Annotated in this window: 8 protein-coding genes; 3 read left to right on the top strand and 5 right to left on the bottom strand. The window is 65.2% G+C overall.

What is annotated here, in order from left to right; genetic code table 11:
* Positions 1-45 precede the first annotated feature (45 nt).
* Positions 46-1,026 (top strand): LLM class flavin-dependent oxidoreductase, encoded by a 981-nt coding sequence (locus tag ACTORR_RS00810; protein ID WP_054884538.1) that lies wholly within the window; start codon positions 46-48, stop codon positions 1,024-1,026.
* A gap of 147 nt (positions 1,027-1,173) precedes the next feature.
* Here the strand turns inward: ACTORR_RS00810 and ACTORR_RS00805 are convergent, their stop codons facing one another.
* From ACTORR_RS00805 to ACTORR_RS00790, 4 genes are all read right to left on the bottom strand, one after another.
* Positions 1,174-2,271, bottom strand: a complete 1,098-nt coding sequence (locus ACTORR_RS00805; RefSeq protein ID WP_054884537.1) for an alkene reductase — start codon at positions 2,269-2,271, stop codon at positions 1,174-1,176.
* A 216-nt stretch (positions 2,272-2,487) separates the two neighbouring features.
* Positions 2,488-3,498, bottom strand: a complete 1,011-nt coding sequence (locus ACTORR_RS00800) for an aldo/keto reductase (protein ID WP_099814925.1) — start codon at positions 3,496-3,498, stop codon at positions 2,488-2,490.
* 80 nt (positions 3,499-3,578) lie between these two features.
* Positions 3,579-5,099, bottom strand: coding sequence for an FAD-dependent oxidoreductase (locus tag ACTORR_RS00795; RefSeq protein WP_313364919.1), 1,521 nt, complete (start codon positions 5,097-5,099; stop codon positions 3,579-3,581).
* Between the two features lie 669 nt (positions 5,100-5,768).
* Positions 5,769-7,097: an MFS transporter gene (locus tag ACTORR_RS00790; RefSeq protein ID WP_313364918.1), complete on the bottom strand. Its 1,329-nt coding sequence runs from the start codon at positions 7,095-7,097 to the stop codon at positions 5,769-5,771.
* A 163-nt stretch (positions 7,098-7,260) separates the two neighbouring features.
* Here ACTORR_RS00790 and ACTORR_RS00785 point away from each other — a divergent pair, with 163 nt between their 5' ends.
* Positions 7,261-8,358 carry a sugar diacid recognition domain-containing protein gene (locus ACTORR_RS00785; RefSeq protein WP_441343429.1) on the top strand — a complete coding sequence of 366 codons (1,098 nt, stop codon included), beginning with the start codon at positions 7,261-7,263 and terminating at the stop codon, positions 8,356-8,358.
* Positions 8,359-8,470: 112 nt separating this feature from the next.
* The gene (locus ACTORR_RS00780) at positions 8,471-9,610 is read left to right on the top strand and encodes a glycerate kinase (RefSeq protein ID WP_054884533.1); all 1,140 of its coding nucleotides are present in this window, start codon (positions 8,471-8,473) and stop codon (positions 9,608-9,610) included.
* Between the two features lie 144 nt (positions 9,611-9,754).
* Here ACTORR_RS00780 and ACTORR_RS00775 read toward each other — a convergent pair whose 3' ends face one another.
* Entirely contained in the window at positions 9,755-12,097 is a 2,343-nt protein-coding gene (locus ACTORR_RS00775) for a putative bifunctional diguanylate cyclase/phosphodiesterase (RefSeq protein ID WP_054884532.1), read from the bottom strand.
* Between the last annotated feature and the right edge of the window lie 41 nt (positions 12,098-12,138).

Here is a 12,138-nt window from a genome sequence, read left to right as displayed (position 1 = left end):
CGCAGCGCGGAAACTGGCGTCACTGATAATCCCTCTGGAGACCCCATGACTGCCCTGTCCGTACTGGATCTGGTCATGATCGGCGAAGGCAAGACCTTCGCCGACGCGATCGAAGAATCCCGCCAGCTGGCTCGCCACGTCGAGCAGCATGACTACCGCCGCTACTGGATCGCCGAGCACCACGACATGCCCGGCATCGGTTCGGCTGCCACTTCGCTGGTGATCAACGAAATCGCCAATGCCACCCAGCACATTCGCGTCGGCGCTGGCGGCATCATGCTGCCCAACCATGCGCCGCTGGTGGTCGCCGAGCAGTTCGGCACCCTCGACACGTTGCATCCGGGCCGTATCGACCTGGGCCTGGGGCGTGCGCCCGGTACCTCGGGGCCCACCGTTCGCGCCTTGCGTGGCGCTGCGCCGGAGCGTGATTTCAGCCAGGACATCGCCGAACTGCGCGACTACCTGGCCGACAACGGCAAGCGCCAGGTCCGCGGTGTGCCGGGCGCACACGAAGTGCCGGTGTGGATCCTCGGCTCCAGCCTGTTCGGTGCCGACCTGGCGGCGAAGCTGGGGCTGCCCTATGCCTTTGCCTCGCATTTCGCACCGCGTTACCTGCTGCAGGCGATTGCCCACTACCGGGCCAACTTCCAGCCTTCTGCACAATTGGCCAAGCCGTATGTGATGGTGGGCGTGAACCTGTTCGCCGCCGACAGCGATGCCGAGGCCGATTACCAGGCCAGCTCGCACCGCAAGTGGATGCTGGACCTGCATGTCGGGCGCTTCGGCTTGCTGCCCAAGCCGCAGGAAGGCTATGTGCAGAACTTGCCGGGCCATGAGCGGGCAGTGCTGGAGCAGGTGATGGCCTGCAGCATTGCCGGTGGGCCGGAGCGGGTGCGGGAAGGGCTGCGTTCGCTGATCGAGCAGACCGGAGCGGATGAATTGATGATCGATTGCCGGATCCATGATCCGTTGGCGCGTTTGCGCTCGCATGCCTATGCGGCGCGCGCTTTGGCCGAATTGCGTTAAACCTCATTGGCCTTTTCGCGGGCACGCCCGCTCCCACAGGTTCTGCACAGTGCTTGAAGTCCGTGCAATACCTGTGGGAGCGGGCGTGCCCGCGAAGAGGCCATTACAGGCAATAAAAAAGGGAGCTTTCGGGCTCCCTTTTCAGTATCAGGCCTGCTTGAGGAACGGATAGTCCGTATACCCCTCAGGCCCGTTGGCATAGTCGAACTGCGCCCGATGCTCGTTCAACGGCGCCTGCAGCCGCAGCCGCTCAACCAGGTCCGGGTTGGCAATGTAGCTGCGGCCGAAAGCCACGGCATCGATCAGGCCACGGCCGATCAAGTCTTCGCCTTTCTCGGCGGTATAGGCACCTGCCGCGATGATGACGCCTGGGTACGCGGCACGGATCTGCTCGCGGAACTCATCACGCAGCGGCTTGCCGCCTGCCCAGTCCGGCTCGGAGAGGTGCAGGTAGGCGAGGTTGCGCTTGGCCAGTTCCTTGATCAGGTACAAGCCGGCGGCTTCCTGGTCCTCGCCGTTGTCCACGCCATTGAAACCACCCAGCGGGAATACACGGATGCCGACGCGCTCGGCGCTCCAGTTGGCGATTGCAGCGTCCACGGCTTCCAGAACGATACGCGCACGGTTTTCCACGCTGCCGCCATAACGGTCTTCGCGCTGGTTCGCGCTCGGGGTGAGGAACTGGTGCAGCAGGTAGCCGTGGGCGGCGTGCAGCTCGATGAAATCGAAGCCGGCCTCACGGGCGTTGACGGCGGCCTGGCCGAAGTCGGCAACGATGGCGGCAATCTCGACTTCGCTCAGGGCACGGGGCGTGGAGGTTTCCACCCGCATCAGGTTGCCTTGTTCATCGCGCAGGGTGGTGCGGGCGTTGGCCGGCAGGGCCGATGGTGCGACCGGTGCTTCACCGTCGGGTTGCAGCGAGGTGTGCGAAACCCGGCCGGTGTGCCAGACCTGCACGGCACTGTGACCGCCATCGGCGTGGATGCCTTGGTTGACGACCTTCCAGGCAGCGATTTGCTCGGCGCTGTGGATGCCTGGCGAACCGGAGTAACCCTTGGCCTGGAAAGAGATCTGCGTGGCTTCGGTGATGATAAGCCCGGCGCTGGCGCGCTGACGGTAATACTCGGCCATCATCGGCGTCGGGACGTCGCCAGGCTCCAGGCTGCGCAGGCGGGTGAGCGGGGCCATGAACACGCGGTTGGGCAGGGTCAGGGGGCCGATCTGCAGGGGTTGCAAGAGTTTCATTGTTGCTCCAGAGGTGGGAAACCAATGGCGCGAACGATACCGGGATGATTGGGGAAAGGGGGGACCGGGACCCCGGCGTAGAGCTCCCCAATGCCATTTTCCTGTGCCGACCTCTTCGCGGGCTTGCCCGCTCCCACAGGTTCATCACCCTCCTCAAGGAAATGATCCCCCTGTGGGAGCGGGCAAGCCCGCGAAGAGGCCGGGACAGGAGAACACTCAGCGCCGAGCCAACCGCCCACTGACAAAATGCGCCACATCATTGAACCCTGGCGTAGACGCATGCCCCGGCGTCACCAGCGAATCGATGAATGCCTCGTCTTGCGCCGTGATCTTCACCTCCAGCGCCCCGCCATAGGTATCCCACTGAGCCTCAGTGCGCGGTCCGACGATGGCCGAGCTGACCAGCTGGCTGTTGAGCACCCAGGCAATCGCGAACTCGACCAGGCCCACGCCCTTGGCCTGGGCGTAATCCTGCAGCTGCCGGGCAATGGTCAGTGACTCCTGGCGCCATTCCACCTCCATGATGCGCTTGTCCTGGCGCGCAGCACGGCTGCCGGCCTCGGGCTCGGCCCCCGGCGCATACTTGCCGCTGAGCACGCCACGGGCCAGCGGGCTGAAGGGCACCACACCCAGGCCGTGATACGCGGCGGCGGTCATTTGCTCAGGCTCCGCCTGGCGGTTGACGATGTTGTACAGCGGCTGGCTTACCACGGGCTTGGCCACACCCAGGCGCTCGGCGAGGTTGCAGATCTCGGCGATGCGCCAGCCACGGTAGTTGGACACCCCCCAGTAACGGATCTTGCCCTGCTGCAGCAGGTCGCCGATGGCCCGCACGGTTTCTTCCAGCGGCACCTTGTGGTCTTCGCGGTGTAGGTAATAGATGTCCAGGTAGTCCAGGTGCATGCGCGTCAGCGTGGCATCGATGCCATTGAAGATGTGCTTGCGCGACAACCCGCTGCGGTTGGGCAGGCCATCGGTGGGCCCCATGCCGACCTTGGAGGCAACGATCCAGTCCTGGCGGTGGCGCGCCACCGCTTCGCCGACGATCTCTTCGGAGCGGCCGGCGTTGTACACGTCGGCGGTGTCGATGAAGTTGATGCCCTGGTCCCAGGCCTTGTCGATGATCCGCAGCGCATCCTCGGTGCCGGTCTGCTCGCCGAACATCATGCTGCCCAGGGTCAGGGCGGAGACTTGCAGGCCGGATTGGCCCAGGGGACGGTAGATCATGCCGAGGATCCTTTGCGGGGAATGATCCGGTTGTTTTACACAGAACCGACGGGGTTTGAAAGGCCGCCAGGGCGGTGATTTCAGCCAATCAGCTCGAGGGCCTCAATCAGGCTCAAGGGCCGCTTCATCCGTTGCGACAGCGTCGCCATGGCATCCGAATAGCCCTTGGCTACCACCGCCTGAACCTGGTCTGCGAAACACTGCAGGGCAATGAAATCGCCTTTCTCCGGCTCACCGACGAACTCGATGCGGTCCCAATTCCGGGCATGCCCCAGCACCTCGTAGGTACGCCCGTGCTGGTAGGTCCAGAAGAACGGCACATCGTTGTAGCGGCGTTGCTCACCCAGCATGTTGGCTGCTGCAATCACGCCGTGCTGCTGGGCCAGCCGCCAGTGCTCGATGCGCACCGGCTGCCCTGCATGGGGGAAGGTGGCGATATCGCCAGCGGCCCACAACCCATCGGCTGCATGCAGTTCGGCATCGACCGACACTGACTGGTCCTTGGCCAACTGCACGCCTTGCACGAACGCCGTGGCCGGCTTTACTCCCGTTCCCAGTAGCACCAGCGAGGTGCTCAGCTGCTCGCCATTGGCCAGTTGCACGGCTTCGACCTTGTCTTCGCCCAAGAAGCGCTCGACGTCGGTCGGGCCGTGGAACACCACGCCCTTGCGCTCATGCAGCTCGCGAATGCAGCGCCCGATACGCTCGCCCAGCTGTTTGGCCAACGGTACTTCGTGACGCGTGACCACATGCACCTGCGCGCCATATTTGCGTAGCGCAGCGGCGGCTTCGAGGCCAATGAAGCCGTCACCGACGATCACCACCGGCTGCCCGGGTTCGGCGGCATCGAGCAGGCGCGCGGCATCCTCGCGCGAGCGCAAGGTCATGATGCCGGGGAGGTCGACACCTGGCAGCTGCGGACGCACCGGCTTGCCGCCGGTAGCCAGCAGGGCTGCGTCATAGTCGATGTGCTGGCCGTCAGCGAGGGTGATCTGGCGCTTTTTCGCATCCAGCGCACGGACCTTGCCGAAGCGTCGGTCCAGATGGCCTCTGCGCAGCTGGTCGGGTTCGATCAGGCTTGACACCTCGTCCGGCGCCATCTCGCCGGCAATGACGAATTTACTCAAGGCGGTGCGGTCGTAGGCGGGGTGGCGCTCCTGGTCGAGCCAGATCAGGTGCCCGCCAAAGCCGTGGTCGAGCAGTGTGGCAACGGCCGCCGAGCCGGCGGCACCGGCACCGATCACCACGAAGGTGCGGGCATCGCTGTGACGCGGTGGCTCGCTCTGTGGCAAGGGTTGGTCATCGACCCACACTTCACCGTCTTTGACCCACGCCCGGTAGCGGCGCAGGCCGGTCAAGGCCGGAGGTTCACAGACCGCACCCTCGTCGACGGCAAACGCTGCCTTGTGCCAGGGGCAGATCAGCAGGCCGCCACAGACCACGCCTTCCTCCAGTGGCGCGCCTGCGTGCGGGCAGTTGCCCTGGTAGGCATGGACCTGGTCGCCCTGGCGGACGAGGATCATTTCTTCGTTGCCTGCCTGGACGCGCAATGGGCGCTTGGCATCGAGCTGTTCGAGGCGGGCCACGGCGTGCTGGGTCATGGGGCTTCTCCAAAGGGGGGCTTTTGGAGACATTTGACGCCTGAGGGGCGAAGGGGATGCGTTGAACTGACGATCGGCGTCGTGGTGTTCGCCTTGGGATTTGCAGCGCCTGTGAGATCGAGCGCCGCCCGCGCGGCGCATCGCGGGCAAGCCCGCTCCCACATTTGTTTCGGGCCAGTCTCTCCTGTACCGCCAACAGGGACCGCCTTGGTGTATGGCTAGAGACAGGTGGAGCAGCCGCTGTGCCCATCGCGATGCATCGCGGGCAATCCCCACATTTGTTTCGGGCCAGTCTCTCCTGTACCGCCAACAGGGACCGCCTTGGTGTATGGCTAGAGACAGGTGGAGCAGCCGCTGTGCCCATCGCGATGCATCGCGGGCAATCCCCACATTTGTTTCGGGCCAGTCTCTCCTGTGAAGCCAACAAGAATCGCCTTGGTGCATGGCTAGAGACAGGTGGAGCAGCTGCTGTGCCCATCGCGATGCATCGCCTTGCCCCTGCTGGCTTCCACCGAGATCCATCGCCATACGAACAAGGCGGTCCCTGTTGGCGGTACAGGAGTAACTGGCCCGAAACAAATGTGGGAGCGGGCTTGCCCGCGATGCGCCGCGCGGGCGGCGCTCGATCTCACAGGCGCTGCAAATCCCAAGGCGAACGCATCAAAAAGCTCAATTGGCCGCTGCAGTCTTCAATGCACCGGCCCGGGTAACCCGCAGGGCCACCAGGCTACCCAGCACGATCAACGCGGCCAGCGAATACAGCGCAGCATCGGTCGAACCAGTCTGATCCTTGATGAAACCGACCAGATACGGGCTGAGGAACCCGGCCATCTGGCCCACCGAGTTGATGATCGCCAGGCCTGCCACTGCGGCACTGGCGCTGAGCAGTGCGGTCGGCATCGGCCAGAACATCGGCAAGCCGGTGAGGGCCCCCATGGTGGCGATCGACAGTCCGAGGATGGCAAGGGTCGGGTTGCCGGCGAAGTTGACCGCGATCAGCAGGCCGACGGCGCCCATCAGCATCGGTATCACAAGATGCCAGCGCCGCTCGTTGCGCAGGTCAGCCGAGCGCCCGCAAAGGATCATGAACACGCCGGCCAGCAGGTACGGAATGGCGCTCAGCCAGCCGATCAGCAGCGGGTTGTCGAAGCCCATGCTCTTGATGATCGACGGCAGCCAGAAGTTGATCGCGTACACACCGCTCTGGATACAGAAGTAGACGAAGCCGAAGGTCCAGATCAGCGGGTTGGTCAGCACGGCGATCACGCTGTCGCCACGGGTGGCGGGCTTGCTGGCAGCGTCGGCCTTAAGGTCGGCGGCGATCAACTGGCGCTCGGCAGTGCTCAGCCAGGCGGCTTTCTGATAGCCGTCGCTCAGCAGCTTGATGGCCAGCACGCCGAGGAGCACGGTAGGCACCCCCTGGATGAGAAACATCCACTGCCAGCCGGCCAGGCCATGCTGGCCGGCGGCGAAGTGGTCGAGGATCCAGCCCGAGAACGGCCCACCGAGCAGGCCCGACACCGGGATCGCCGACATGAACAGGGCCATGATGCGGCCACGGCGATCGGCCGGGAACCAGCGCGAGAGGTACAGCACCACGCCGGGGAAGAAGCCCGCTTCGGCGGCGCCGGTCAGCAGGCGCAGGGTGTAGAACTCGGTCGGGGTGGTGACGAACAGCAGGCAGGTCGACAGGCTGCCCCAGGCGATCATCATCGCGGCAATCCAGCGCCGCGGGCCGAAGCGGTTGAGCGCCAGGTTGCTCGGCAGGCCGCAGAGCACGTAGCCGATGAAGAAGATGCCGGCGCCCAGGCCGTACACGGTCTCGCTGAACTTCAATGCGTCGAGCATCTGCAGCTTGGCGAAGCCGACGTTGACGCGGTCCAGGTAGTTGAACAGGTAGCAGATGAAAATGAACGGGATCAGCCGCAAAGTGATGCGCCGGTACAGCGCGTTGCGGGTGATGTCTGTGCCTTGGTCAGGGGCAGGGCTGTGTGCCATGATCGTGGTCTCTGTTGTTATGGTTGTCGCCGCGTCGCCTGTGCCGGCGCTCGCCCTGACGAGTCTCGGGGAGTGCGACGCGCCTGTCTTTGTGCGTTTGCACAGCGTATCGTGCATGGCGCTGTGCTGCCGTACAAAAGCTGACACGTTTAAGGATCGCTGAATGTTCGAACTGGACCATGACCTGGCGCAGGATATCGTCGATCGGGCGATGGCCATTCTGCCGTACAACGTCAACGTCATGGACAGCCAGGGGCTGATCCTCGGCAGTGGCGAGCCGGAACGCATCAACACCCGCCACGAGGGGGCGCAGCTGGTATTGGCCAATGGCCGGGTGGTCGAGCTGGACGTCGACGCGGCCAAGTGCCTGAAGGGCGTGCAGCCGGGGGTCAACCTGCCGTTGATGCTTGACGGGCGGCTGATCGGCGTGCTCGGCCTGACCGGTGAGCCGCAGCAACTGCGCACCTACGGCGAGCTGGTGCGCATGACCGCCGAGATGCTCCTGGCGCAACGCCATCTGCAGGTCGAGCAGCAGTGGCGGCGCCAGCGTTGCGACGACTTGCTGGCGTTGCTGCTCGGGGGCAGTGGCGATTCGCCGCGGCTACTGGATGAGGCGCAGCAGCTGGGCCTGAAACCTCAGTTGCCACGGGTGCCATGCCTGTTCGAGCTGCGCGCCGGCCCACCCGCCGAAACGCTCTCGGCCTGGTTGATGAGCCGTTACCCGGAAAGCTGGTGCGTGAGCCCTTCGCGCGAGTCATTGCTGTGGTGCCGGCCGGCAGGCCTGATGCTGGATGAAGCACGCCTGATCGAACGCCTGCAGCGCCACGGCTGGGAGGTCGAACGCCTGGCCCTGGGCGGCGCGGCGCACAGCCTGGAGCAGCTGCGCCGCGGTTATCGACGCGTGCGTGACTTGCTGGCCTATGGCCGCGAGGTGCTGCCGCAAGAGCAAGTGCTGAGCCTCAACCGCTACCGCTTGCCGGCGTTGCTCTGGCGCCACCGCAACGAAGACGCGCTGGATGAGCTGCTGCAGCCGCTGCAGCGCCTTCGCGCCCGCGATGCCAGCGGCCAGCTGCTGAACACGCTGCGCGCCTGGTGCGCGCACGATGGCCAAAGCCAGGCTTGTGCCGATGCCCTGGGGATTCACCGCAACAGCCTGCGTTACCGGCTGGAGCGCATCGCCGAACTCGGCGAAGTCGACCCGTTGCGCCTGGAAGGCATGCTGAGCTTGTACCTGGGGCTGCAACTGCTGCCGGTCGACTGAACGCAGGCAAAGGCATTTGCCCAAACAACGCCGCCGGGATTTTGTGCATCCGACCGAGGCCGGCGCGCCAGACAGCTGTCAGCATGCCCGTCATCAGGACAGGAGAATCCCCATGAAAATCGTCATCGCCCCCGACTCGTTCAAGGACAGCCTCGACGCTGCCGGTGTCGCCCGTGCCATCGCCCTGGGCCTGGGCGAGGCGTTGCCCGCCGCCGAACTGGTCGAATGCCCGATGGCCGATGGCGGCGAAGGCACCATGGAGGCGATCGTCGCTGCCAGCCATGGCGAACTGCGCCGCCTGACCGTGCGCGGGCCGCTGGGGCAGCACGTCGACGCCGGCTGGGGCTGGCTGGCAGATAGCCGCACCGCAGTGATCGAGATGGCCCAGGCCAGCGGTATCCAACTGGTGCCCAATGGCCAGCGCGATGCCTGCCGCAGCAGCACCTGGGGCACCGGCGAGCTGATCGCCGCGGCGCTGGCGGCCGGGGCGCAACGTATCGTCCTGGCCATCGGCGGCAGTGCCACCAACGATGGCGGCAGCGGCATGCTGCGCGCCCTGGGCCTGCGCCTGCTGGATGCCGACGGGCAGGCGCTGGAGGAAGGTGGGCTGGCCCTCGCGCGGCTGGCCCGAATCGATGCCAGTGGCCTGGACCCACGCCTGGCCCAGGTGCAGGTTGAAGTGGCAGCCGATGTCGACAACCCGCTGTGTGGCGTCAATGGTGCCTCGGCGATCTTCGGCCCGCAGAAGGGCGCCAGCCCCGAGCAAGTGCAGGCCCTGGACCGGGCCCTTGGCCATTTCGCCGACCACTGTGCGCAGTTGCTGGGCGAAGACGTGCGCGACTTCCCGGGTTGCGGCGCGGCAGGCGGAATGGGCTTTGCCGCCAAGGCTTTCATGGGCGCACGCTTTCGTCCCGGCGTGGAAGTGGTCGCCGAACTGGCCGGCCTGGACGCGCTGGTGCAAGGTGCCGACCTGGTGATCACCGGGGAAGGGCGCTTCGACGCCCAGACCCTGCGCGGCAAGACCCCCATGGGTGTGGCGCGGGTGGCCAAGCGTCACGGGGTGCCGGTGGTGGTGCTGGCGGGGACCTTGGGCGAAGGCTATCAACAACTCTATGCCCACGGGATCGACGCCGCGTTCGCCCTGGCCAGTGGGCCCATGACCTTGGAGCAGGCTTGCGCTGACGCCGCACAATTGTTGCAGGCGCGGGCCGGTGACATTGCGCGTGTCTGGCGCTGCGCCACGAACCGCTGAACGCTTCGGTAAAAGCCGTCGGCATGGAGGCATAGGCTGGATGGCGGCCAGGTTTTTGGCAGGGAGGATCCGACCCCTCGCCGACATCCGGGCAGTCAGCCTGATCATGGAAAACAGCCAACGGATGGACGCGCTTGTTAACGCTCATGCCATTGCGCCAGGGGTTGTAAAGCTCAGCGTCTGCAGTTCATTGAAAGGCGGGTAGTCACGCAACTGCGCCAGCGACATCGGCCGGCTGAAGTGATAACCCTGGGCGATATCGCAGCCGGCGAGCTTCAGGCATACCACCTGCTCGCGGGTTTCGACGCCTTCGGCCACCACTTCCAGCCCCAGGCGCTTGGCCAGGATGATAGTCGAGGACACGATCGGGCTGTCGTCGTAGCTGTTGGACAGCGGTGCGATCAGCGAGCGGTCGATCTTGAGTTTGCTCAGCGGTAGCGCCTGCAGGTGCGCGAAGCCGGCGTAGCCGCGGCCGAAGTCGTCCAGGCTGATGCCCAGGCCAGCGGCACGCAGGCGATGCAGGTGGTCGACGGCAGTCCCTTCCGGGTCGAGGATGGTGGTTTCAGTGATCTCCAGTTCCAGGCGCTGCGGGTTGATACCGTGCCGCTGCAGCGTGGCCAGCAGGCGGGTGCTGAAGTCGGCCTGGCGCAACTGCATGGCCGAAACGTTCACGGCCAGGCACGTTTCACGGCCTTGTGTGCCCCAGCAGGCCAGCGCTTCGCAGGCCAGGCGCAGCACTTCCCATCCCAGTTCGATAATGAAACCACTGCGTTCGGCCAGGCTGATGAAGCGGTCTGGATAAAGCAGCCCGAAATCGGGGTGATCCCACCGCACCAGGGCCTCATAGCCTAGGACCCGGTGGCTATCCAGGCGGATCTGCGGCTGGTAGTGCAACACGAACTGGCGTTCGGTCAGGGCCGTGCCAAAGGCTTGCTCAAGCGTGAACGCCTGGATGTCGGCAAGGTTGAGCGAGGGGTCGAAGAAGCGGTACTGGGCGCGCCCGGCCTGCTTTGCCGAGTACATGGCGGCATCGGCGCTGCGGATCAGGCTGTCGATGTCCTGGCCGTCACGCGGGCAGATGCTGACCCCGACGCTGGGGCTGGTGTTGACCTCCTGACCGTCCAGGGCATAGGTGGCCGAAAGCTTCTGCACCAGCGTACGTACCCAGCTGTTGATCTGCTCCTCGCTACGTTCGCCCGCCAGCAGCACGACGAACTCGTCACCACCAAAGCGCGAGGCCTCGTCGCCGGGTTCGAGCAGGCGCTGGATGCGCCCGGCCACTGCCTGCAGCAGCAGGTCGCCGATCTTGTGCCCGAGCGAGTCGTTGATCGACTTGAAACGGTCCATATCGATGAACAGGATGGCCATCAAGCGGCGCTTGCCACGCTGCCGGGTAAGTGCCTGCCCGGCGATTTCGACGAACTGGCGGCGGTTGTGCAGCCCGCTGAGGTGGTCGGTGGCGGCGGCATGGCTGCTACGCCGGTGTTCGTCTTCCAGGCGGCCGATCAACTGCTGGTTGACTTGCTGCGCATGCTCCAGGGCGGTGAACGCCTCCTGGCGCTTGCGCAGCAGGCGCAAGGTCCAGGCCAGGCTGGCGAGGATCATCAGGGTCATGCTCAGGTTCAGCCAGAACTGCCGCGAATAGGCCAGCGCGGACGGGGCCAGAATCTCGTCATGACGCTGGCTGACCATCACACTGAAACCACGCTCGGGCACCCGCCGGTAGAGGCTCTGGTAAGGGACCCCGGATGTGTATTGGGTCAACTGCCCAGTGACTTCGCCGGCATCGGGCATGTCCGGTTCGAAGCGGTCGCCTGCCACCACCACGCCGCTGTTGTCGATGCGCAGGCGTTCAGCGCCGTTGTCCTGGATAAGGCGCATCGAGCCACCCTTGCCAAGGTCGATGTGCTGGAACAGGACCGCCAGGTAGCCGATGTCGAGTTGCACCACGAGAATGTTGTCGATCTCCCGCCCCGGCAGGTCGGTCAAAGGCAACAGGAAGGGCAGGCGCCAGTTGGTCAGCGACCCTGGTGAGGCAGCTGGGGCAACACGGGGCAGGAAAGGCTTGAAGCCATAGTGGGCGACATGCACCTTCAACTGCTGCAGCCAGTCTGCTGGCAGCTGTACGGGTTCGTCGCTGTGGCTGGCGGACAGCAACCGACCCTGGCGGTCGTACAGGCTCATGCGCTTGAACACCGGGTCTTCTGCCAGCAGCCTGGCCAGGCTGAGGCTACCTTCGCGCAGCGTCTTCATGTCCTCCTGGGTTACCCGGCCCACGGCCTGGGCGCGGTCGACCAGCTGGCGCAGGGTCTCGGCAACGATACTGGCCAGGTTAAGATGCTCGGCCGCCTTGGCTGCCAGTGCATCCTGGCGCGAGGCGGCCTTCTGGGTGACGTGCAGCCCCCAGAGGAAGGTCAGGGTGGCGGCACAGAGCATCAGGATCAGCAAGCGCAGCAGGCTTGCCGATGAGTGAGAGCGACGAATCACTGCTGGTTTTCCCGACCCTGGGTGATAGTCGAAAAATACGA

It is taken from the genome of Pseudomonas sp. SAR267, assembly GCF_052077595.1.
Taxonomy (GTDB): Bacteria; Pseudomonadota; Gammaproteobacteria; order Pseudomonadales; family Pseudomonadaceae; genus Aquipseudomonas; species Aquipseudomonas vlassakiae.
This window is presented reverse-complemented; position numbering and strand designations above follow the sequence as displayed.